General features: G+C 40.1%; 26 protein-coding genes. 17 read left to right on the top strand and 9 right to left on the bottom strand.

Annotation, left to right across the window (positions count from 1 at the left end; genetic code table 11):
* Positions 1 to 157: 157 nt before the first annotated feature.
* From KZZ04_RS09675 to KZZ04_RS09665, 3 genes are read right to left on the bottom strand one after another with little or no spacing between them, the layout of a single operon-like run.
* Entirely contained in the window at positions 158 to 493 is a 336-nt protein-coding gene (locus tag KZZ04_RS09675; RefSeq protein ID WP_219422584.1) for a DUF3325 domain-containing protein, read from the bottom strand.
* Positions 490 to 2,085: a PepSY domain-containing protein gene (locus KZZ04_RS09670; protein ID WP_219422583.1), complete on the bottom strand. Its 1,596-nt coding sequence runs from the start codon at positions 2,083 to 2,085 to the stop codon at positions 490 to 492. The genes KZZ04_RS09675 and KZZ04_RS09670 overlap by 4 nt, the downstream gene beginning before the upstream one ends.
* Entirely contained in the window at positions 2,082 to 2,423 is a 342-nt protein-coding gene (locus KZZ04_RS09665; RefSeq protein ID WP_219422582.1) for a hypothetical protein, read from the bottom strand. The genes KZZ04_RS09670 and KZZ04_RS09665 overlap by 4 nt, the downstream gene beginning before the upstream one ends.
* 257 nt (positions 2,424 to 2,680) lie before the next feature.
* Between KZZ04_RS09665 and KZZ04_RS09660 the strand changes: the two genes are divergently transcribed.
* From KZZ04_RS09660 to KZZ04_RS09640, 5 genes are all read left to right on the top strand, one after another.
* Positions 2,681 to 3,037, top strand: coding sequence for a VOC family protein (locus KZZ04_RS09660; protein WP_219422581.1), 357 nt, complete (start codon positions 2,681 to 2,683; stop codon positions 3,035 to 3,037).
* A gap of 150 nt (positions 3,038 to 3,187) precedes the next feature.
* Positions 3,188 to 3,778: a uracil-DNA glycosylase family protein gene (locus KZZ04_RS09655; protein WP_219422580.1), complete on the top strand. Its 591-nt coding sequence runs from the start codon at positions 3,188 to 3,190 to the stop codon at positions 3,776 to 3,778.
* A 373-nt stretch (positions 3,779 to 4,151) separates the two neighbouring features.
* Positions 4,152 to 5,228, top strand: coding sequence for a TonB-dependent receptor (locus tag KZZ04_RS09650; protein ID WP_257903598.1), 1,077 nt, complete (start codon positions 4,152 to 4,154; stop codon positions 5,226 to 5,228).
* A gap of 187 nt (positions 5,229 to 5,415) precedes the next feature.
* On the top strand, positions 5,416 to 5,577 hold the full coding sequence (locus KZZ04_RS21205; protein ID WP_235591494.1) for a hypothetical protein: 162 nt from the start codon (positions 5,416 to 5,418) through the stop codon (positions 5,575 to 5,577).
* Position 5,578: 1 nt separating this feature from the next.
* Positions 5,579 to 6,454, top strand: coding sequence for a bile acid:sodium symporter family protein (locus tag KZZ04_RS09640; protein WP_058405398.1), 876 nt, complete (start codon positions 5,579 to 5,581; stop codon positions 6,452 to 6,454).
* A gap of 65 nt (positions 6,455 to 6,519) precedes the next feature.
* On the opposite strand, the gene KZZ04_RS09635 is transcribed toward KZZ04_RS09640, so the two are convergent.
* Positions 6,520 to 7,428, bottom strand: coding sequence for a LysR family transcriptional regulator (locus tag KZZ04_RS09635; protein WP_219422579.1), 909 nt, complete (start codon positions 7,426 to 7,428; stop codon positions 6,520 to 6,522).
* 115 nt (positions 7,429 to 7,543) lie between these two features.
* On the opposite strand from KZZ04_RS09635, the gene KZZ04_RS09630 reads away from it, so the two are divergent.
* From KZZ04_RS09630 to KZZ04_RS09595, 8 genes are all read left to right on the top strand, one after another.
* Entirely contained in the window at positions 7,544 to 8,764 is a 1,221-nt protein-coding gene (locus tag KZZ04_RS09630) for an acyl-CoA dehydrogenase family protein (RefSeq protein WP_219422578.1), read from the top strand.
* A 9-nt stretch (positions 8,765 to 8,773) separates the two neighbouring features.
* Positions 8,774 to 9,595 carry an SDR family oxidoreductase gene (locus KZZ04_RS09625; RefSeq protein ID WP_219422577.1) on the top strand — a complete coding sequence of 274 codons (822 nt, stop codon included), beginning with the start codon at positions 8,774 to 8,776 and terminating at the stop codon, positions 9,593 to 9,595.
* 12 nt (positions 9,596 to 9,607) lie between these two features.
* A complete protein-coding gene (locus KZZ04_RS09620; RefSeq protein ID WP_219422576.1) occupies positions 9,608 to 10,681 on the top strand; it encodes a phosphotransferase family protein in 1,074 nt (357 codons plus the stop codon).
* Positions 10,681 to 11,385, top strand: coding sequence for a histidine phosphatase family protein (locus KZZ04_RS09615; RefSeq protein ID WP_219422575.1), 705 nt, complete (start codon positions 10,681 to 10,683; stop codon positions 11,383 to 11,385). The genes KZZ04_RS09620 and KZZ04_RS09615 overlap by 1 nt, the downstream gene beginning before the upstream one ends.
* Positions 11,386 to 11,395: 10 nt before the next feature.
* Positions 11,396 to 12,142: an SDR family oxidoreductase gene (locus KZZ04_RS09610; protein WP_201020877.1), complete on the top strand. Its 747-nt coding sequence runs from the start codon at positions 11,396 to 11,398 to the stop codon at positions 12,140 to 12,142.
* A gap of 344 nt (positions 12,143 to 12,486) precedes the next feature.
* Positions 12,487 to 12,996, top strand: coding sequence for a hypothetical protein (locus tag KZZ04_RS09605; protein WP_058405391.1), 510 nt, complete (start codon positions 12,487 to 12,489; stop codon positions 12,994 to 12,996).
* A gap of 95 nt (positions 12,997 to 13,091) precedes the next feature.
* Positions 13,092 to 13,859 carry a molecular chaperone gene (locus KZZ04_RS09600; protein WP_219422574.1) on the top strand — a complete coding sequence of 256 codons (768 nt, stop codon included), beginning with the start codon at positions 13,092 to 13,094 and terminating at the stop codon, positions 13,857 to 13,859.
* Positions 13,860 to 13,862: 3 nt separating this feature from the next.
* Positions 13,863 to 17,075: an SPOR domain-containing protein gene (locus tag KZZ04_RS09595; protein ID WP_219422573.1), complete on the top strand. Its 3,213-nt coding sequence runs from the start codon at positions 13,863 to 13,865 to the stop codon at positions 17,073 to 17,075.
* Here KZZ04_RS09595 and KZZ04_RS09590 read toward each other — a convergent pair.
* Together KZZ04_RS09590 and KZZ04_RS09585 are read right to left on the bottom strand one after the other, a co-directional pair.
* On the bottom strand, positions 17,062 to 17,397 hold the full coding sequence (locus KZZ04_RS09590) for a hypothetical protein (protein WP_058405440.1): 336 nt from the start codon (positions 17,395 to 17,397) through the stop codon (positions 17,062 to 17,064). The two genes, KZZ04_RS09595 and KZZ04_RS09590, sit on opposite strands and share 14 nt — an antisense overlap.
* A 131-nt stretch (positions 17,398 to 17,528) precedes the next feature.
* Positions 17,529 to 18,098, bottom strand: coding sequence for a hypothetical protein (locus KZZ04_RS09585; RefSeq protein WP_058405389.1), 570 nt, complete (start codon positions 18,096 to 18,098; stop codon positions 17,529 to 17,531).
* 210 nt (positions 18,099 to 18,308) lie between these two features.
* Between KZZ04_RS09585 and arfB the strand changes: the two genes are divergently transcribed.
* Positions 18,309 to 18,722: an alternative ribosome rescue aminoacyl-tRNA hydrolase ArfB gene (gene arfB, locus KZZ04_RS09580; RefSeq protein ID WP_006793276.1), complete on the top strand. Its 414-nt coding sequence runs from the start codon at positions 18,309 to 18,311 to the stop codon at positions 18,720 to 18,722.
* Between the two features lie 53 nt (positions 18,723 to 18,775).
* Here arfB and KZZ04_RS09575 read toward each other — a convergent pair whose 3' ends face one another.
* From KZZ04_RS09575 to KZZ04_RS09565, 3 genes are all read right to left on the bottom strand, one after another.
* Positions 18,776 to 19,660 (bottom strand): spermidine synthase, encoded by an 885-nt coding sequence (locus KZZ04_RS09575; RefSeq protein WP_219422572.1) that lies wholly within the window; start codon positions 19,658 to 19,660, stop codon positions 18,776 to 18,778.
* Entirely contained in the window at positions 19,653 to 20,276 is a 624-nt protein-coding gene (locus KZZ04_RS09570) for a fused MFS/spermidine synthase (protein ID WP_058405387.1), read from the bottom strand. The genes KZZ04_RS09575 and KZZ04_RS09570 overlap by 8 nt, the downstream gene beginning before the upstream one ends.
* A gap of 478 nt (positions 20,277 to 20,754) precedes the next feature.
* Positions 20,755 to 21,630 (bottom strand): LysR family transcriptional regulator, encoded by an 876-nt coding sequence (locus KZZ04_RS09565; RefSeq protein ID WP_219422571.1) that lies wholly within the window; start codon positions 21,628 to 21,630, stop codon positions 20,755 to 20,757.
* A gap of 106 nt (positions 21,631 to 21,736) precedes the next feature.
* On the opposite strand from KZZ04_RS09565, the gene KZZ04_RS09560 reads away from it, so the two are divergent.
* The 3 genes from KZZ04_RS09560 to KZZ04_RS09550 all read left to right on the top strand — a co-directional run bounded on the left by KZZ04_RS09560 (position 21,737) and on the right by KZZ04_RS09550 (position 23,445).
* Complete coding sequence (locus KZZ04_RS09560) at positions 21,737 to 22,417, top strand: hypothetical protein (protein ID WP_219422570.1); 681 nt, start codon at positions 21,737 to 21,739, stop codon at positions 22,415 to 22,417.
* Positions 22,418 to 22,439: 22 nt separating this feature from the next.
* Positions 22,440 to 22,625, top strand: a complete 186-nt coding sequence (locus tag KZZ04_RS09555) for a hypothetical protein (protein WP_219422569.1) — start codon at positions 22,440 to 22,442, stop codon at positions 22,623 to 22,625.
* A gap of 421 nt (positions 22,626 to 23,046) precedes the next feature.
* Positions 23,047 to 23,445 (top strand): hypothetical protein, encoded by a 399-nt coding sequence (locus KZZ04_RS09550; RefSeq protein WP_219422568.1) that lies wholly within the window; start codon positions 23,047 to 23,049, stop codon positions 23,443 to 23,445.
* Positions 23,446 to 23,529 lie beyond the last annotated feature (84 nt).

Genomic DNA, 23,529 nt, shown 5'->3' with positions numbered 1-23,529 from the left:
ATTAACTTAAATATTAATTGGCTATACTGCTTGTACTTGCCGTGAGACAGCGAGTGTTGGACATACTGAATATCCCCCCTATTTTTGGCAAGCCTAATGGCTTGCCATTTTTTTGCCTAAAATTTATAGTTACAGATCACGGTTTTACTAACTAAAGCTAATTTAACGCTAAAAATAGCCCACTCACTGTAATTAATACCGCATTTAAAACACTAAATACTTTTACAAGCCTAGTTAGTAAATTATAAAAAATCGTTACAATTAAAACACTTAAACTCATAAAACCACAAAACAACAGTCCGCCATAGCCACTTTGTGTTTCTACACAAATCGCTAAACTTAGTAAAATACTGATCCAAGCAATAGTTAGAAGCTGTTTGCGTTGTAATTCGGTAAGGCGTTTTTTAAAAACATCTTTAAAGTGGTTAAATTTAGCCAACGCAAAGCAATTAAAACTAAACAAACATAGGCTAAAACTAAGTAGATCAATCATAATTTTGACCTTACAGGCTTCGCCACTGGCTTAGGTTTAGTTTTCCTTTGGGCATTTTCCGCAGTACGTAATTTTTCGGTTTGTACTAAAAACAATATACTAAAGAGCAAAAATAGCGCATCAAATATAAATAACGCCCACTGTTTATGCATTAAATAACTAACAATATTGCCATTAGTTGTGAGCGCATTAACTACAGGTACGCTTAAACATGCAAGCGCATTAATAGCGGCCATTACTCGCCATTGCAGCTTATCGCGTTTAATTAAGGCAATAACACCCACCACTAACCAAGCTAAAAAGAACGCTGTTACTTCTTTATCGTCGCGCCCAGAAAGGGTAGGGCTAAGTAACCTATTGGCAATAAAAAATGCGCAGGTTGCAAGCGGTAAGCCCATAATAGTCGCAAGGTTTAAGCCTTCCACTAATTGTAAGCCAAACGATGCTTTACCTTTATTGCGCTCGCGTATACGTTTAGCCCACATTATGCAGCCAGTAGCTATCATCACACAGCCTGCAATACCGCCTAATACATACAACCAGCGTAATAACGGTGTGGCAAAACGCCCTGTGTGCATAGAGTTAAGTGACTCGTAAAGCGCCTTACTGTTAGTGAGTTCATCATCGCTTTGTGCAACTAACTCACCTGTAGCGCCACTAAATAAAAGCCTTGGCGTTTGATCGCGCAGCGCCTTACCTGAGTCTACCAAAACAGTAACCGTTGAGGCCGCCATATTAGGCTCGCTAACTCTTACACTGCGTATATCTGCATCTGGCCACTTAGTATAAACCTGATCCAAAATGGTATTAATAGGCAACATTGCCGCGCTACCTTGCGCTTTATTAGTCACGTTATTACTAGGCGATACATCGTTAAAAAAGCCACGCATGCCATTGTCGTAGGTAGTTAGCGCAGGGTAGGGGAACAACATAAATATAAGCGTAATAATGCCTGTGTAGGTAATCATTAAATGAAATGGCAAAGCAAGCACCGAGCTTAAGTTGTGCGCATCTAACCAGCTACGCAATCCTTTATTACGCCTAAAACTAAACATATCTTTAAAAATACGTTTATGAATTACCACGCCCGATATAATCGCAAGCAACATAAAAAAGCTGGCAAAACACACCACCCAACGCCCTGTTATGGCATCTAAATAATAAAGCTGGTAATGCAGCCGATAAAAAAAGTTACCGCCTTTGGTTTCTACAAAAGGTGGTAGTTCTTGCATCGTATTAGGGTTTATTTGGGTATTTACAAATTTGCTACGGCGCTGCCCTGGCTCTTTTGGTTTGGCATAGCCATACACTAAATAGGGAATACGCTGCTCTGGTAGCGTTACTCGCCAACTGTTAGAGCCTGCACCATAGTGGCTTAAATAATCAAAGCCTTTAACAATTTGCATACGCTGCGCGGCCACTCTGTCGGTTTGAGCTTGCACATTATGAATTGCGGGCTGGTTCCACAGGTTTATTTCGTCTCTAAAAAAGCTAACCGTACCTGCAAAAAATACTACGTAAATAATCCAGCAAGTAAGTAAGCCTACCCAGGTGTGTAGCCAGGTCATCGACCTAAAAAAACTATCTTTCATACCCAATCCTTTAGTGATGCAAGTATGGCTAAAAACACTCCACTACTTAGTAAAATACTGATCCATACTGTTGTTAACGATTTAACCCCAAACGCATATATAAACACAACCGCGTAAATTAAAATGCTAAGCGAAACGCAAAGTAATACGGCGTCTTGTTTAGCCATAGGCAACACAACGCTAAGTAATGCAATTAGGGTAGAGGTAAACACATACCCGCCAACAATAGCGATAAAAAAACGTAAAAATACTAATAGCTGATAACGGCTTAGCCGTTTATTTAAAAGACTAAATGAGCTCAGCTTGGTTAGTAATGCGTTGAAAGACGCTGCACGCATAGCATTGTTTCTCTTTAAGCATGAAGAATAAATTTAGAGCGCTATTATACATTTGAAAGATGTAAAAGATAGTAATTATCATTTAGATTATTGGGTTGTAATTTCAAACTCAACCTAGCGTGCAATTAAATGGATTCACTAGTAAATAACGTATATTACTTAGTAAAATACTGATCTATGTTTTGAAGTAACCGTTGCACAACGATTTACTAAAGACTAAGGTTTAAAATCAAACAATAAAAAAAGATCAAATTATAATGAGCAACCACGAAAAACTAAATTATGTCGAATTTCCAGCGTGCGATTTAACAGCCACTAAAAGCTTTTTTACTAACGTGTTTAATTGGCAATTTACCGACTACGGCCCAGAGTACACGGCATTTAGCGGCCAAGGGCTTGATGGCGGATTTTTTAATGCGCCGCTTAAATCGCTTACTCAAAATGGAGCTGCTCTACTCGTTTTTTACAGTAACGATATTCACGCAACCTATAAAAAAGTCGTGCAGTTTGGCGGTGAAATAGTAAAACCTATTTTTGAGTTTCCGGGTGGTTGCCGGTTTCATTTTACAGAGCCCAGTGGTAACGAATTTGCAGTTTGGTCTGAAAAATACTAAGTATTACAAGGGCTACAGCGCTGTTTTAAACAGAGATCACGATTTTACCAACTAATGGCCGTTTTAATTAAAATAAACCGATTTTTTACCAACTCATTGGGTCAAAATGGCCATTTAGAACAAAATTCAAGCATTTAAGGCCAAATTTATATGGTTCCCATCAATTTAATTGAGCAAGTTAGTAAATGCGTGATCTGCGAACCTCATTTACCGTTAGGTGCTCGCCCCGTTATACAATTTAATGCCAATGCGCGTATTTTAATTGCCGGCCAAGCACCGGGCATAAAAGTGCACCAAAGCGGTAAACCCTTTAACGATGCCAGCGGAAACCGCCTGCGCGAATGGCTTGGGCTAACACCTGATGAGTTTTATAACGCGAGTAATGTAGCTATTTTACCTATGGGCTTTTGCTACCCGGGTAAAGGTAAGTCGGGCGATTTACCTCCTCGTAAAGAATGCGCGCCCGCATGGAGAGCGCAATTACTGGGCGCTCTGCCAAATTTAGAACTAACAATAGTGCTTGGTAAATACGCGCAGGCGTATCATTTACCTCACACAAAAAATAGGCCTTTAACCGAGTTAGTAAAATCGTGGCGTGAGTATTGGCCACAATATTTAGTGTTACCGCACCCAAGCCCACGCAATAATATTTGGCTTAAAAAGAACCCATGGTTTGAGCAAACGGTATTACCAGAACTTGCTGAGCGCGTTAATGCAATATTAAACAAAGAGCCACAATGAACAGTTACAAAACACATGATTATATGCTTGTAAAGGGGCTTTACAGTACCAAAGAGCTAAATATAATTGCTAATCCACAGGTATTTTTTTACCCGTTCTAACTCCTCATTAAACCCGCACTAACCCCGTTTAACACTAAACTTTTTTAGCTCAACTATAAATATTGTTAATAGTGCTGAATAAATAAACATCACTGTTATTTATTTTAAGACTCTTCAGTATGAAATAGACGCAAAAATATCCAATAAAAATAACCTCTATAATGGAGTTGCAGCTATGACAACTGAACACACAGTCACACACACGTTTAAATCATGCTTTTTTAAAGCAAAATGCACTTACTTTATTTACTCTAAGCGCACTCAGTGTGGGCATGGCACAAGCTGCCGAGAATAAGGTAAATAAAAGCGAGCTTGAAACCATCACCGTGACCTCGCAAAAGCGGGTACAATCACTGCAAGATATTCCTACTTCTATCCAAGCGCTTTCGGGAGACTACCTCGAGCAAAACAGCGTTGACGATTTACTCAACCTAAGTGAAAGCCTACCCAACGTACACATTACCGAAACCTCAAGTAGTAAGCGTATTTTTGTACGCGGTATTGACTCGGGCACTAATTCAGGGTTTGAGCAATCGGTTGCTATGGTTAAAGATGGCGTTTATTTAGGGCGCGAGCATCAGGCTAAATTTCCATTTTTAGATATGCAGCGCCTTGAACTTATTAAAGGCCCGCAGTCGGTTATGTTTGGTAAAAATGCCACGGCAGGCGCATTTAGTATGGTTTCAAATTCGCCTACCGATGTACTTGAGGGCAATGTGTCGGTAGAGTTTGGATCAGACAACGAAAAGCGTTTTACCGGCGTTATAAATATTCCCATAAATGATGATTTAGCCATTCGTATTGCCGCGTTTGATCATTCTGTTGATGGCTTTTTATATAACCAAGCGCGCCAAAACAATGAGCAATTTAACGAGTCATCAGGCGCACGTTTATCAATAGATTGGCAAATAAACGATGATATAAACGCATTATTTAAATGGGAACACGGTGAGTTTGAATCGCATGGCTCGCGCTATCAATATATTATTGATACACCCAACCGCGATTTACAAATAGCGAATGACCCTACTAACCCAGTCAATGTAGGCTATCGCTCACTTTTATTAAGAGATAACTCAGGCCTTGATTACACAAGTTCAGTATCGGGAGATGGCCACCCCGGTGGGCTAAATGAGCAAAGTAAAACCACGCTTGAATACGTAGCGGGCATTTTTTATATGCGCAGCGAGCTTGAGCACCCAAACAATATATTATTTGGCGCTTCGTTACTTATTCCTGATTTAGTGGGTACATCACTGGGCGTAAATGCCCTGTTTGATCAAGACCAAAAAAGCTACTCAGCATTTACAGCTCTTACGTGGAATGTAAAGGCGCAATGGCACGCTTAACCTTGATGAGCTCACCACGTATGTTAGTACTCACGTACCTGAACGAGCTGCAATTACTAAAGCTATTTATATAATTGACGAAATACCGCTAACTGCCGTAGGTAAAATTTATAAACCTGAACTGGTTTGCCTCGAAATAAAACAAACCATAACAGAGGTAATTAACGCGCATTTAAACAACAAAGCCGTGCAAATAAATGTATTTGCTGATAAAAAGTTAGGCATAAAAGCCATAATTTCAGTTAAAGAAGATGAGTTAAACGCGCTGCAACAACACATAAAAACGCTGCTAACCCCGTACTCATTTAACTACGAAGTGCTGGCATTAAAAACAACAGAGGCCGGCTAATTTGAATGCATCATTTTTAACAGAAATAATACTCCCCCTCGCGCTTGCCCTTATTATGTTTGGCATGGGGCTTGGGCTTACACTTAGCGACTTTACGCGGCTTTTTAAAAAGCCCGTAGCAATTGCTATGGGCTTGGTGGGCCAAATTATTGCCATGCCGCTACTGGCTTTAGGCTTATGTTATTTACTTAATTTACCCACGCCAATTGCAATAGGGTTAATGATTTTAGCCGCGTGCCCAGGTGGTACTATGTCAAACGTAGTGAGCCAGCTGGCAAAAGCTAATTTAGCGCTTTCGGTAAGTTTAACCGCGGCCTCAACCGCTATTAGTATTATTACCACACCGTTTATTATTGGCTTTGCCATGCACCAATTTGCTCCGCAAACTGATGCCAGTTTTTCTATATTAACCACATCACTTGGGTTATTTGTAATTACCTTAGTACCGGTAGCAATAGGCATAAGCCTTCGCCATTTTAAAAGCGAATTTGCGATTAAAAGCGAGCCGTTTTTTAGGCGTTTTTCGTTATTTTTTATGCTCGCCATGATAGCCGCACTTGTAATAAAAGAGCGCGCATTACTGGTAAGCTCGTTTAACGATGTATTTTGGGCGTGTATAGCGCTTAATATTGGCTCAATGATTATTGGTTTGCTCATAGCAAAACTTTCAAACCTTAACCTTACCGATTCGCTTACACTGGGTATTGAAGTAGGCATTCAAAACGCATCGCTGGCTATTTTAATTGCTATAAGCTTTTTAAATAAGCCCGAATACGCAGTAACAGGCGGCGTATATGGCCTAGCCATGTTTATAGGCCCACTGTTATTAATTGCTGCGCTAAAAATTAAAAACAAACGCGCACTAATTACGTTATAACCCCTTAAATAATGCTTACAAAGCGCCAAACTTAGCCTGCTAAGTTTGGCGCTTTTTTGTATAAATTAACGCTTAAATATATTTTCTACTTGGCTACGTAGCCACATTAGGGCGTCGTCTTTATCGGTATTTTGGTGCCAATATAAATGCTGATAAATAGCAGGCATAGTGGTCGGTACGGGGCGCGCTATTAGCGTGTCGTCTAGCAATTGGCTTGCAACCATTGAGGGCAGGGTGAGTAAAAATGGCGAGTTTTTTATTACCTCTTTTGCGGCAAAATACGTTTGGCAGCGCATGGCTACCTCGCGGTTAAAGCTTAGCTGCAATAAGGCTATGTCTTCAATTACGGTGCCGGTGGCTCTGTTTGAAACCGCTACATGCTTAGCGCTTAAGTAATTTTCTATATTTAACTTATTTTTTAGCGGGTGATTTTTTTTTAGTAATACACAAAAGTGATCGCTTGAAAGCACAGCATGGCTAATAGGCGCTTTTATTGGCCGCGCTACATCTATGGCCATATCAATTTGATGATTAGCCAATTGCTTGTGCATGTCGTCACGGTTTAGCTTAACGCTTGCAAGGCTTGCGTTAGGGGCGTGTTTTGCAATTATTAACTGCAACTTTGGCAGCACTATGGGCTCAATGGCATCGTGCAGGGCAATTTTAAAGGTTTGCGCTGTGGTGGCTAGGTCAAAATCGCCACAGGCTTGCAGCACCTGGCGTAACTTTTCGAGCAAATCTATTAGCGCTGGTGCCATGCGCTGACACGCTGGGGTGGGCAGCATTAATTGCCCTTGGCGCTCAAATAACGGATCGTTTAATACACTGCGCAGGCGTTTTATAGCATGGCTTACCGCTGAAGGCGTTATGTAAAGCACCTTTGCGGTTTCACTCATGTTTTTTTCACGGTAGAGACACTCAAAAATTTTAAGTAAATTTAAGTCTAACTGCTGAATATTTTTAGCTTCAATCACTATTACCCGCCCACACTATGAATACAATTCACATTTAATTGGTAATATATTTCATTTAATTCATTAGGGCGAATGTTTTATGCTGGGTTAACTAAAAAATAAACAGGCAACCCTAATGAACTTTGAGCCAAGCCAAAAAAGCCAAGACTACCTAACGCGTGTTACCGCCTTTATGGATGAACACGTATTGCCTATTGAGCAGGCGGTAGTTGCGCATAATCACGCAAAAAATAATTCAAACGATTGGACCACTTGGCAACTAAGTGAGCACATTGAGCCATTAAAAGCGAAAGCAAAAGCCGCTGGCCTGTGGAACTTATTTTTACCCGATGCAGCGCTAGCACAAGGCTTAACCTGCCTAGAGTACGCCCCTATTGCAGAGCAAATGGGTAAATGTTTATTTGCATCAGAAATATTTAACTGTAACGCCCCCGACACCGGCAATATGGAAGTGCTGTATCACTTTGCAAATGATGAGCAAAAACAGCAATGGCTAACACCTTTATTAAATGGCGAAATACGCTCTGTATTTGCCATGACCGAGCCCGATGTAGCCTCATCAGATGCCACAAACATGCAAGCAACTATAGATGTTGATGGCGACGAACTCATTTTAAATGGCAAAAAATGGTGGACCACAGGCCTTGGCCACCCCAATGCGCAGGTAGCTATTTTTATGGGGCTTTCTAACCCCGAAAACGATAAACACAGCCAGCACTCCATGGTACTTGTGCCGCTAAATACACCCGGCGTAAATATTAAACGCATGCTAAGTGCCTGCGGCGATTTTGATGCCCCCTACGGCCATGGCGAAATGGAATTTAATAACGTGCGTGTACCAAAACAAAACCTTATTTTAGGGTTAGGCAAAGGCTTTGCTATTGCACAAGGGCGTTTAGGGCCTGGGCGAATTCATCACTGTATGCGCGCAATTGGCGCTGCAGAGCGCTGTTTAGAGCTAATGATTAAACGCGGGCTTTCGCGCAGCGCCTTTGGTAAACCGTTACTTAAATTAGGCGGCAATTTAGAACGCGTAGCGCAAGCGCGTATAGCAATAGATCAAGCCCGTTTATTAACACTGCACGCCGCATGGAAAATAGACATCCAAGGCGTTAAACACGCCATGACCGAAATATCGAGCATAAAAGTAGTGGTGCCCAATATGCTACAAATGGTGTCTGATATGGCCATACAGGTATTTGGTGGCGCGGGGGTGTCGAGCGACTTCCCTATTGCCTCGTTTAATGCAATGGGGCGAATTTTACGCCTTGCCGATGGCCCAGACGAAGTACACATGGGCATGGTTTCGCGCCTCGAACTTAACAAATACCGCTAAGGTAACACCATGAAAACAAAATTAATAATAACAGGTGGAGCCACAGGGCTTGGCAAAGCATTAGCACTTAGTTACGCGAGTAATTTGGGCGCAAACTTACAAATTTGTATTGCCGATATAAACGCCGAACGCGCAGCCGTAACTATTAACGAGCTACAAGCATTAAAAGCCGATGCCTTTTTTTACGCCTGCGATGTAACAAAACAAGCCGATGTAAAGGGGCTTTACGATTTAATTCAAACCAAGTGGCAAGGCGTGGATATTGTTATAAATAATGCAGGCGTTGCAACCGGCGGCTCGCTTGAGGGCGAATCGCTTGAGCAATGGCAGTGGATTATGGATATTAATTTGCTCTCTATGGTGCGAGTGTGCCAAACGTTTTATCCGCTATTTAAGCAACAAGGCAGTGGCTACTTTATTAATGTAGCGTCGCAAGCGGGGCTTACACCTATTCCGTTTATGAGCAGTTATAACGCCGTAAAAGCCGCCGTAATTGGCTTTAGCGAAACCCTAAAACTCGAGCTTGCTTACGATAATATAGATGTAAGCGTAGTGTGCCCCAGCTTTTTTAAAACCAACCTTGATGAATCTATGCGCACCAGCGAACCGGCTATGAAAACTATGTTAAACCGCGCCTTTGAGCGCTCTCCCATTAATGTCGAACAAGTTGCAGATATTATTTATAAGCAGTCACTTAAACGCCCATTTTTAATTTTGACCCATAAATTAGGTAAACAGGCCTTTTTAATGAAAAAACTACTCCCCATTGAGTGGTACATTAAAAACATGCTGAAAAAAACACGCTCTATGCAACGTTTAAAATCAAAATAATAAAGGCTAACAATGAACACACAATTATTAGATCAAGCCAAAAGCGTGCGCCAAGGCGAAGAGCTCGACACCCAAAAAGTAGATGCCTGGCTTAAACAACACATTACACAGTTAACTGGCGAGCCAAACGTTACACAATACGCAGGGGGCGCGTCAAACTGGACCTACTGCCTAGACTACCCAAAGCAATCACTTATTTTGCGCCGTGCCCCAAAAGGTACAAAAGCCAAAGGCGCACACGATATGGGGCGCGAATTTAAATTACAGCAGGCGCTAAAACCGGTTTACAGTTACGTACCTACTATGCAAGCGTTTTGCGATGATGAAAGCATACTTGGCACCGACTTTTACGTTATGGAAAAACTCACGGGTATTATTCCGCGTAAAAATTTACCGCGCGGATTAACACCCACGCCCGAGCGCACCAAACAGCTGTGCGAAAACGTACTCGACTGCCTGGTAGAGCTACACAAAGTAGATTACAAACAGGCCAATTTAAGCCATTTAGGTAAAGGCGAAGGGTACACGCAGCGCCAAATTAGCGGCTGGAGCGAACGCTTTACTAAAGCTAAAACGTGGAACGTACCAAGCGGTAAAAAAGTAATTAAATGGCTTGAAAACAACATGCCAAGCCACGAGCGCATTTGTATAACGCATAACGACTTTAGGTTTGATAACGTTGTGCTTGATGCAACCGACTACACCAAAGTACTGGGTATTTTAGACTGGGAGCTTGCCACCCTTGGCGACCCTCTTATGGATTTAGGCAATACACTCGCTTACTGGGTAGAACCAGGGGATGACTTTTTAGCCCAAGCCACGCGCCGCCAACCTACCCATTTAGAGGGCATGCTAACGCGCAAAGAAGTAGTGGCCTACTACTGTAAAAAAATGGATATAACCGTAGACGATTTTACCTTTTACGAAGTGTACGGGCTATTTAGGCTTGCAGGCATAGTGCAGCAAATTTATTACCGCTATCACCACGGGCAAACTAAAAACCCCGCCTTTAAAAACTTTTGGGTGTTTGTACATTACCTTTTGTGGCGCTGCAATAAAGCCATTAAAAATCAAGGAAAAGCCTAATGTGTATTTTATATTTAGTACGCCATGGGCAGGCTAGTTTTTCGGCTGATAACTACGATATGCTCTCACAAAAAGGGCAGCAGCAAGCCACATTATTGGGTGAGTATTTAGCACAAAAGCAGCTAACACCCGATGTGGTATTTGCAGGGAGTATGCTACGCCATAATCAAACCGCAGAGCTTAGTTTAGCAAGTGTTAATAATGCGCCAGTGGTAATAAACGATGCGCGTTTAAACGAGTACGATCACGAGCACATTTTAGCGGTTTATAACCCAGAGCTTGCCACCGCAAGCCAAGTGCGTGCTGCACTTAGCAAACAAGCCGACCCAATGGAATATTTTAAAACGGTATTTATTAGCGCTATTGAGCAGTGGGTACTCAACCCCGATAGCACGCTATACAACGAAAGCTTTAATGCATTTACTGCGCGAGTACTGGGTGCCATTGAGCAAATAGCCAATGAAAACCATGGCAAAAAAGTACTTATTTATACCTCGGGCGGGCCTATTAGCATTATTACCAGCCATTTAATGGGGCTAAAACTCGAGCACTTTATTGATATAAATTGGAGCCTAGTAAACGCAGGCGTAACCAAAGTAGTGGCGCGCGGCAAAGGGGCAAACCGTAAATTAAGCATTAGCAGTTTAAACGAGCATCACTTTTTAGAGTGCCACCCACAACAAAAATTAATTACATACACCTAAGGATTTAATTATGCGCAAAAATATACTCATAACAGGTGCAAGTTCAGGTTTAGGCAAAGGCATGGCAAAAGAGTTTGCAAAACAAGGCTGTAACCTTGCTTTATGTGCTCGGCGCTTTGAGCTACTAGAGCAACTAAAAAGTGAGCTTGAACAGGTAAACCCTAATATAACCATTAGCATAAAAGTGCTTGATGTAAACGATCACGAGCAAGTGTTTAGCGTATTTAACGCCTTTAAAGAAGAGCTTAACGGCCTTGATAGAGTAATTATAAATGCAGGTATGGGCAAAGGAGCCTCTGTTGGTACGGGTTACTTTAATGCCAACAAACAAACCGCACAAACCAATTTTGTAGCCGCCCTTGCCCAGGCTGAGGCCGCAATGGAAATTTTTAGAGCGCAAAACCATGGCCACTTAGTGACTATTTCGTCTATTAGTGCGGTGCGAGGTTTTAGGCGCGCCATGACCGTTTACGCTGCTACAAAAGCGGCCATTACCTCATTAAGCGAAGGCATACGCATAGATGTAATGCACACACCTATAAAAGTAAGCTGTGTACACCCAGGTTTTATAAGAAGCGAAATAAACGAAAAAGTAAAAACAGTGCCCTTTATAGTCGATACCGAAACCGGCTGTAAAGCGCTTGTAAAAGCCATAAATAAAGAAAAAGCCAACAGCTTTGTGCCAACCTGGCCGTGGGCGTTTTTACATTGGGTTTTACGCATAGTGCCTTTAAGTACACTTCGTAAAATGTCATAGCGCTAGTTGATAGAATAATGTAATAGTTTAATGGCCTAAAAAATAATGTTTAGGTCATTCCAGTATTGCAATTACTAAATTAAAAAGTTAACAAAATAGTTTGCATCCTTCATCCTAAACTCAACAAACAACTTATAACCGCTTAATTTTCATACCAAATATAAATTAAAGCCCCAAAAACCAATACTTTTTAATCATTTATTGTTTCTAAAAGCACAATATGTTAATTATTTATTTCAAACAGGTACATACTATGTTTAAATTGCCGCAATGGAATAAAATACTTACAAATAAGACCGCACACGGAGGTAAATAAAATAATAAACATTTAAAATGGTAAAATTATGAATAAAAAAATCCTTGCAGCTTCAGCCTTATTAGCTATTTCATCTACTTCTTTATTAGCATCTAACCAAACATTTCAAGCAAGTGTAAATGGTTGGAGCGAGCCAACGTTTGCAGAAAATAGCGCATTACACTTTGGTAAAATTCGTTTAGCAACAGGCTCTACGTGTACAATGGATAATGCTGGCGCAATTACGGGTGACTGTGATGCATCAGATGCAAACATTCAACTAGGTGCATTAACTGTTTCAGGATTAGCACCAAATTCTGCGATGAACATCACTGTTTCAGGTAGCTCAAGCAGCAATCTAACATTTGCTCCAGTAACAACTGCAACCGATAGTACAACAACTGTAACAACTGCTGACGGCGTAGCATCAGCATTTACAACAGATGCCAGTGCAACAGATATTGGTATTAACGTATACGGCGCTATGAACGTAGATACAGCACTTACAGCTGGTGCAAGCTACACAGTAGATTACACTGTAGATGTATCTTTTCAGTAATAAGCACTATGTAGTTAGTAAATAATAACTAACTACACGCATAATGTGGGGGTATTACCCCACATGTTATATGTTTTATGAATTAGTTGACTCCCATGACTTTTAAATTTTTTTGTTGGGCCGTTCTGTGCTTAACATTACTACTTCCCCAAATTTGTAGTGCCAACCTTGCTTTGTCTGAATACCGTTTATACTTTGATGGACGTACAAAAAACAATTCTTTAATGATCAGAAATACGTCTGACAAAAATCTCGACTTTAAACTAGAGATCACCCACAAAGACATGACTGAAGAAGGCGCATTAATAGATGTTTCGCCCAAACAAGTTGAAGGTCGCTCAGCTAAAGACATGTTGAGGTTCTCGCCCAGACGCGGAAAAATTGCTCCTAAAGGCATGCAAGCAATAAGAATGACGGTGCGAAAAAAAGCACAACTCCCTGCGGGAGAGTACCGAGCTGTTTTAAGAATTATCGCTTCTGAATCTCAAAACCCTAATTCAACAGGTATCAGCATACGCCCTAAAGTTGCTTACAGCGTGCCTGTTATTGTTCGCCACGGGCAATTAGAAGCCGATTCGAAGTTAATAAACCCGCAGCTAATAACTCAAAATGGGCATCCAACCCTTACATTTTGGCAAACATTAACCGGTAATCGTTCTGTGTATGGTAATTTTGAACTCGTTAATAGCGACAACTTACCTGTTGGTGAATTAACAAACGTCGCTGTTTACACCCCTTTGTCGCGTCGTAAAGTGTATATAACACTTCAAGAACCTATATCAGGGCCGCTCACTTTAAAATATAAAGAAAACGCTTTATATGGCGGAAATATTGAGTTGGCTATCCCTGTAAATATTCAATAAAACGTGTTTAAACCACGCGCATATTGTTGTAGCGCTTTAATTAGCTTACTGATTATTTTATTTTTTATAGTACCTACAACAACACATGCAACACAATTATTGCCTCTTTATCAATGGCCTATTGATGATGAGGCATTTGTGATCGTCAATGTAAGAGTTAATGGCCGTTCTGTTGTATCTGACTTAGAGGCCTACTACACGCAAACAAATAAACTTTTGCTGCCTGTTAGTGCATTAAAATCAACGATGGGAATTAGTTTTAAAATTACCCAAAGCGAATTAATAGCCACCCTTGACGATTCAAAGCACACTTTAAATATCCCAATTAACGAAGCAAATACCTCGCAATTAAACGACACATTGTGGGCGCGTGATGATTACGATCATTATGTTGAGCTGTCGGTTATTAATACACTTTTAAAAACCGAGGCTGTTTTTGATTACTCACTCATGCAGGTGTCTTTTGTAAGTTCATTAGTCAGCGAACAAAGCAATAAAGCGGCACCTTACTCAAGCAAAAAACAAGTTTTAAAACCCGCGTACGAACACGTTATTGACGATGAGTATCAAACACTCACTTACCCTGTATCTGAATACGCGCTTTCTGCTAGCTATCGCAACAAACAAAACCGCTACAAGGGCTTAATAAGGCTTAATAGTTACTTTGATTTATTTCATCATAAAGCGGAGATCCGATTTAATAAAAACGAGAACACTGCCAATACCTTTTTTAAAGTGAGTAAAGACTTTAACCTAACTTCGCAAGATCACTCTCTTGAGCGTATACACTATCAAATAGGTGACATTCAATCGCAATCAGATCCACTTATTGCAGGTGCAAGCCAAGGTATGGGGTTTTATATTTCTAATGCCAATCCACACTCTACACAAAACTTTTCAGCTATTACCATTGAAGAACCGGCCTTACCAGGCTGGCAAGCCGAGCTGTACCGAAACGGTCAATTTATAGCAACCACACAAGCAAACGATAATAACTTGGTGACCTTTACCGATATTGAAACGTTTTACGGAAACAACATTTTTGAAATTAAACTTTTCGGTCCGCAAGGGGAGCAAATAACACGGACCCAAAAATATACCATAGGCTTAGACGCCCTATCGCCAGGAAAAATCAGTTATCAGGTTGAGTTAATAAATTCAGATAAAAGCGTATTTGGTCAAGCGGCATCTAACAACTCCCCCTTTAGCAACTCCTTTAAAAGTATTGTTTCCTATGGGGTTAACGATAACGTCACGTTTGACGCGCAACTAACCCACTTAAATGGTGATAAAAATAGCAATGGTTATATCTTTTCTGGGCTTAATATACTGTCTGAACATGGCAGCTATCGCTTATTAGCAACTAATCAACTTGAGGCGGGGCATGCTCTTTTTGCAGGCTTTAGGGGTCTACTTTCAAACGATTTATACAACGACATAAACGTAAATATTGAGTACAGCCTATTAAATAATTTTTCGAGCGCGTTATATTTACCACAAAGTACTATTCTTAAAAATAAGCTACTTCTGAGCTTAAATGGTAAAACGAGTATGTTTGACTCGTTAAATTGGACTATGAGGTGGCAAAACGAAAAGCGCCAAAACAGTGCTGCTAAAAATACGTACTCGTTTGGTATTAATAATAATTTTGTAGGCGGCACTTGGGCAAGCCGACTTTTTTATAACGATGAGAATAACGAACTAACCAATCAGCTTTACGCATCAATCGATATTGACTCCTGGAAGTTAACAAACACACTAGACTGGATGCCCTCAAATGGGAACGGCATTGTTAGCTTAAGCAGTAATTTACGTTGGCCTCAAACTCAAGACACTTTTAACCAAACACAAATTTCATATAACCCAAGCTTGGCAGCAAGTACCAAACTGAGTCATCAATATACTTATCGACACGACGCGTTTAACGTGCAACTTTCGGGGCAATATGACAGTCATGGCGATTGGCTTTTATCGTTTGGTTTAAATGGTATATTTAGCTTTGATCACCTAAAAACAGATTTTGTATTTGATACTCCCAGGGCGCTGAGTGCCGGGCAAATAGAAGCCTCTTCGTTTATTGATTGGAACGAAAATCAACTATTTGATGACGGCGATGAGCCGCTCCAAGATGTAAAGTTTACGGGTAACTACCAATGGCGAGATAAATATACAAATAGCGATGGAAAAATTTTGTTACCCAGTAGCCATGGCGGACAAATTTTAGATGTGGATTTACGCTCTTTACCTAATCCATATTTACAGCCAACACGCAGAAAAATTAAAACAAACGCCCACAGAGGAGGGCAAACTAAAATTAGCATACCTATGGTGATATTTAATGAGGTGGAGGGGACCGTTTATATTTCAGTTAATGGAATGAGCAAACCTGCTGCAGGTATTACTGTGAGCTTACACGACATAGATTCAGATAAAACATACAGCACAGTAACAGAATACGATGGTTACTATTATTTTGCCAATATAACGCAGGGCAAATACACTCTTTCAGTTCAAAACACAAACACTGACACCCCTCAACTGAGTGTTAAAAACTTACCAGAGCATATCATTACCTCTAAAACCGGTGACACCATAATATTACAAGACATTGTACTGCACACTCAAAGCTCTTCGATGCTTGCCAGCACACCTAAAGCGCCAGTAATAAACGCAAATAACACTGCGTATTTTGTTCAATTAGGCGTGTTTAAGCAGTTTGAATCAGCCCTTATTGTTGCTAATAAAGTAGATTGGGATAACTACCCATTGAGGTTATACAAACATCAAAATCGAGATAACTACTATTTAGTAGCTGGCCCCTATTCAAATGCTAAAAAGGCGCAAACAACCATTAATGCGGTTTATTCAACCCCAGCTCTTTATGGAAGTTTTATGGTTGATGCGAGGCGCTATGCCTCTTTAGATTGGCAGCTAATGGGCTTATGGGAAACTGAAAAAGCGAACAAAGCAACGCTATACTTTTGCCAATATGCAGCTTACACCTCTAAAAAGTCGCTAAAAACTCATGTGCTAAACGCAAACCCATCCTTGTTTGTGCTTGATAAAAATATAAAAGGTAAAAAACACTTGTTAATGCTTTCTGGCCCACATAAACCGCAACAACAAGATGCATGCGATACAAACATCAGTAAGCAAATAAAAGAACTGGCCACACCAATAAAAAAATCGTGGGAAAGTATTGTTACTTTAAGGTAGTGAAGTAATGCTCGCTAATATTTCCATTACTATCGGCATAAGATTCGCATTTTATTTCACAGCGCGCGCCCGCTGACTCTGCAATCCAATTTGATTTTTGTTCACGCTTTAAATAACAAGCAGAATAAAAAGCATCTTCTTTTTGAGCTGAAATAACGGTGCAACGCGCATAGTTACCCAGCTTTAATTCTTTTATAGGGAAGTGCTGCTCTTGAGCTATAACGCCTGCGCTAAATGTTTTGCTTGATTTAGCAAGCGCAAATACCGAAAAGTAGGCACTGCAAAATAACAATATACTTACAACTACATACCACGTTTTCATAAAGTCATACCCAAATAAAACATACCTAAATTGTAGAACTAAATAAGCTTTATGCACTTATTTTAGGCATTAAAAAAGGTGGCAAATGCCACCTTAAAGTGTTTATTAACTTAACGAGAAGTCTGGTTAACTTATAAAAGTGCAAACAATTTTTTAAGCTGTGGCATGTATTCACTTACTAATGCCAAGTTACTCTCGCTAACAAGAGGTTCGTTTGTGTCAGCAGCGCTTGACGCATTACCTAACGACCCCATTAACGATGTAGCGCCTTTATCTTTAGCGCTTTTCATGCTTTGAAAGCCACCCATTAGTGAATTTGCTGTTGCTTTATTTTCATCAGACAAACCAGATTTAAGATTTTCTATGTACGCCATAGACACTTCTGAACCAACAGTAATTAACTGCTCAGGCGTAAACCCGTAGCGAGTAGTGACACTCGCAAAACTTTTATACAATGATTGCTCTTTAATCATGTTAAGGGCTGTATTTGCAAGCGCACCTTGTTCTGCTGTAGTTTGATCTGCGGTTGCGCCTAGCATGCTACCTAAGTCAACGTTTTTTAACGCATCTTGCGAGCTCGCCCAGCTTGTAACAGCAGGTAGAGCTTTCATGTAGCTTTGTAAGTCACCCTCGGTGATATCTTTAGCAAAACCAGAAAAGCTCATCGCTAACAAGCTCAGTGATACAAGTAATTTTTTCATGCAGGTACTTCCTATTATCGAAAATCGATTATTATATTAGGCCCGTATAAGGGCTGCGCAATTAAAAACTAAATAATTGCATATGCCAATCTAAACTTGTCTCTTGGCGTCATTGTTTACTCAACTTAACATTACTGCCCATTAGTCTTATTCACCCTAAGTCAATGTACAAATGGTACAATGCATTTTTAACAACGGAAACTGAACGCAATGTTAACAATTTCAAATACAGTCACTATTGATGAGTGGGAATTAGAGCTCACCGCTATTCGTTCTCAGGGTGCCGGTGGCCAAAACGTTAACAAAGTAGCCAGCGCCATTCATTTACGTTTTGATATTAATCGCTCTAAATTACCTGACTTTTACAAAGAACGTTTACTTGCTTTAAACGATTCGAGGATCACCAAAGAGGGGGTTCTCATCATTAAAGCACAAAGCCACCGTACTCAAGAGCTCAACCGCGAAGACGCGTTAAAACGTTTAAAAGATCTCATATTAAGCGCAACAAAGGTTAACAAAGCCCGCCGCGCAACCAAGCCAAGCCGTAACTCGCAGCGTAAACGCATGGATAAAAAAACCAAACACGGCCAAACTAAAGCACTGCGCGGTAATATTAAGTTTTAACAACAAACTTAAATGGCTGCGCCTAACAACACAATGGTTAGGCACATTGCATATTAAAAGTTAAGTAGGTTAGCAGGGGAGTATTGATCGGTCAGTATTTTGGTATTTTTAGGCCAATCTTGACTGTTTTTTGTGTACTGCATGTAATTGCTTATGGCGTTTATATCTACATCATATTTTTTAAGCTTTGACTCAAGCGCTTTAGCACGTTCGTTAAGTTGCGCCTGTGTTGGCATAGTTTTAATGCCCGCTAAAATAATACGGTTGCTTCGATTAGCGCGGCTTACATTAATAAAATCGCCAAATACGCTGTGGTACGTCGCCGACTCATGCTCGTATAACTTGCTGCTCGAAAACGTATTAGCAGCAATCACGCCCCCATCAGCCAGTACGCTTTGTACTTCTTCAAAAAACTCTTTGGTAAGCAAATGCTCAGGAATGTAATCGCCATTGAATGCATCAAGAATGATCCAATCGTACTTTTGCTTTTTAATAGCCGCGCGTTTTATAAATATACGGCCGTCTTGCACGCTTGATGTCACGTTATCGGTTTCTATAAAATTAAAGTAATCGCGGGCTACTTTTAATACTGCCGAATCTATTTCAACATTATGAATTTTAGCGCCAGGGTAAAGCTCATGAATCACATTAGACAATGTGCCCCCACCAAGCCCAATAATTAACACATTTTTAGGATTTTCGGTTACTAACAAGCTCGCAAAAGTAAGCTTAGTGTAGTTAAATACGAGCTTGTCGGGGTCGTTTTTGTACATGCAACTTTGACTTGTTTGACTGCTTTTAGTGTTAAATTTTAGGCAGCGTAAGTCGCGAGTTTCATCAACAATTATATTTCGATACAAAGAGCGTTCTTCATGAATGACCTCGCTCATTGCTGCACCTGAAAAGACGCTCGCAGCGAACAAAAAATATTTAAGCATGAGCCAACTCCTTATTACCAGCAAAGCTATTAACACCAATAGCGAGTACGCCAAGTGAGCCAAGCGTTAAAGCAAAGGCGCTAATAATGGTGTTTACATCAAACGCCAGTACAAAGTAAAACGAAGTAATAATAGTACCAAGGGCACTCCCCAGCGTGCTTACAAAATATAAAATACCCGCAACCTGGCCGCTTTTTTCGCTGTCGGTAACCAATAACCTTACTGAATAAGGCGAAATCATGCCTAAAATAATGGTTGGAATAAAAAATAAAGCCGTAGAGGCGAGTAAAGAGCCATAACGGCTGTCTTCAATATGAGTAAAAATAAATTCCATTATAGGCTCAGCAAACAATGTAATAGGCACAACCATAATACTCGCCACTAAAAATATTAATCCGTATTTTGTTAGCGACGCATTTTTTGTACTCAGCTTACCACCAAGCAAATAGCCAAACGACAAGCTAAGCATAAATACAGTAATAATACTGCCCCAAATATGTACACTACTGCCAAAGTATGGCGCTAAAATACGCCCTCCTAAAAGTTCAATCCCCATAATGCAAAAGCCACTGCAAAAGGCTAAAAAGTAAATCAAAGCGTTTGTTTTTAAAGTCATGTTTTTATCGTTATGTAACTATAAGTAGATCACCATACTAACGTGATGCCACCAGAGTCGCCAGTGTAATAATTAGCCGTTTCCAGGAATAAAAAAGAGTATTGCTTATTAATTTGTTATGCTATTATTTTTGTTACAATATAACATAATTTATTTTGTTGTGTTGTCGGTTAATTGTAGTTGTATATTTTCGCTTAATTACGTGACCTACTTTGATGCTAAAAAAATGTGTTGATAGCTAGCTAAAAAATTTACTATTTAATTGTTCTAGGCAATTGCTCCTGCATTGCTGTACCTTCTGCATCCTGCAGTCGTAAATGAAAATTTTTAACGCAAGTAGCGCCACCTTTAGCCCGCAAAGTGATTAAGTATTATTGCGAATTACTATTTTTAACCACCTTACTTATTTTGTAATGTAGTTTTCATCCTAAAGCGCTTTAGTGTAGTGGCTAAAGCGCTTTATTTATTAGGCCTCATTTTATAAAGAGTGCATAAGTTTATTAAGCCAACCATCGGCCTTTGATGGCTTATATATCATTACAATGCTTTCACTGTAGTGACTGTTAACCCCCTTTACAGTTAATTTTGTAAGCCCTAAATCGTCAATCACAAAGTTAGGTAAATATGCTAACGCCAAGCCACTTTGAACCACCTCTATTAATGCACTGTAGTCGCTACATCTAAATACAATATTGCGCGGGGCCATGTGATCTTGCCAACCGTCGGAGCCTATACCTTGCTCTAAGCCGCATAACGGCGAAAACAAAGGGCATGCAAAAGCCGCGTGCAGTAATTGATTTTTATTAAGCGCTGTTACACCTTTTTGTACTAGCTGATGCGAAGCATGCGCAGCCACACTAAATCCAGTATTAAATACATTAACCGCCACTAAATTAGCGTGTGAGCTATTATTTAGTGCCTCGCGAGTTACTAGCGCAATATGCGCCGAGCCAGACGCAACTTGGCTTATGGCTTCACCTTCAAACACATTATTAATACGCACCGAGCAAGGCAGGTTACTAAGAGGAATAAGCAGCTTTTTAAGGCCACTTTTAAGTAAAATGGCAGGGCCTGCAATAACCGCATTAAATTTATGATTATCGCTTTTAAAACGGCTAGTAAGCTGCTGGTAATTATGAACTAAATCGCTACTGTGCTTAACAAACTCTTTGCCTTTATCATTAAGTACTAAGGTTTTACCTACGCGGTTAAACAGCTCCGTGGCTAAGTTTGCCTCAACCTTTTTTAGCGTTTTAGACAGCGCACCTGGGGTAATATTAAAGTGCTTAGCGGTTGTATGCAGATTTTGCGAACTCGCCATATGAATTACTTTTTCAATGTCATCTATGTGCATGCGCCAAACCATGTTGATCAAAAGGAAACAACTAACAACTTATTATCGATTATTTATACATAAAAACCAGCTTATAGTAACGCTATATTTATTTTTGAGCATTAACATGAAACACATACTGCTACTTTTTATTTTATTGTCGAGCGCAGCGCTTGCAAACACACCTCAACACAATGCACACAACACACATAAAGCACACAGCTACGTTGGGTTTCATGGTATGGCACTTATATTGGCTGGCGATAAAGTACTTGCCAGCCACATGCCGTTATACACCCCTCCACACAACTACCAAATAGTGTATGAAGTAACTACCAATGACACCCATCTTAAAATAATCAAAAAAGCACTGAACGAGTCACTAAAAAAACAAACTCAGATCACCATTTTACCAACCAAATTTGATTTGAATTTGTTAATAAATAAGCTAACCCCCACATTAAATACCACTGTGTTTAATGGCCATTTTGAGCGCGGAGGTACGGCTTTGTTTTCGACAAAGTTGACCTTTAAAAATCCGTTATATTTAAAAAAGATCGCTATAACACAACCTGAAAAAGAAGAGTTTGATTTAATAAAGGTTTCAGCAGAGCAGGGGGTGGTAATTCATAAAATACAAAGTAAACCAAGCTATGACTCACTCAGTTTATTAGCACTAACTAACGGGAAATATAATGGCAAGTTAAAATGTAATGCACCGGTAACAACAGCGCTTGCCAGTAAGCTGAAGGCCTGTTTTAAAAGCGCCCCAAGCTATTTAGAAACTCGCGATTTTGCAGTTAATTGATTTATAAATAACCCTATATACAATGACAGCCACTGCTAAATATTGCCATACACAACACACCATTTGGCAGGAGCAAGCGTTATCGGGCACTGCTCGCATCAGCGCTAATAACACAAATACACGACGCATCAACCACAGTAAGCCAAGCTGCATTACTTGGCTTACTGGCGCACAAGTCGCTATGCCAAAAACTGATATTAAAGACTAGGTAAATGGCCCACTCACATCCACCTAGCTTGATACACACTTTGTAAATATAGACGTGAGCAGTATTTAAAAAATATTGTAGCGTGACGTGTAGTGGTTGATACTTGAAGTTAGCGTTTCGACTGATAGTCATAACGGCATGACAGGCTGTTATGAGCGATAACCGGACATTGAGATTTGCTTAATATCGTCGTTAATTGATTGGTTAAACTACTCTCTGCGCATATATTCATTAAAATGAGCGCTGCGCGCATATTGTTCTGTTTAACTTTTCTTTAAAATTTTAGAAAACTTATTAATAGCAATGCCTTAGTTTATTTGTTAAAACTATATAATGTAGAAAAATGAGCGTAGCGTTGGCAAAAATATACGCGATAAGCGCACCATTAAATTATTATATACCTAGGGATAGCCCGAGTTAAATGGATGTATTGAGCAAGCTTCAAGAAAAAAACAAAATCCACTCTAAGCATCAGCGTAATGCTAGCTGGAGCAATGTTTGGGTGTTTTGTCTATTGAGTCCTTTGCTATTTAGCTATGGCTATGAATTTTATTTTTCAGTGATAGAAAACATTAAAGTTGAGACTCTTCACCCATTTATAGCCTTATTTGGTTCGCTAGGTTTTGGTTTGCCTTTAGCGGCTATGGGTGACTTAATGCTTTTTAAGCGTGTTAGTAAATTATTCCTACTAACTATCGCAGAAGCTTGGTTTATCTGGCTTTGGGTTGTTACTCCATTATCGTGGCTAGCTTTTTTACCATTGATTCCTGCATTTGTTATATTGCAAGTGCAACTGCCTAAAATAAAAGCAGGTAAGTAAAAGGTATATAACAAGTGACTATGGTGTCAATTCCTAATTTCAAACCATTTTAGGATCCCACATGACACCATCCCTCACCATAGA

It is taken from the genome of Pseudoalteromonas sp. CR1 (assembly GCF_019392235.1).
Taxonomy (GTDB): domain Bacteria; phylum Pseudomonadota; class Gammaproteobacteria; order Enterobacterales; family Alteromonadaceae; genus Pseudoalteromonas.
This window is presented reverse-complemented; position numbering and strand designations above follow the sequence as displayed.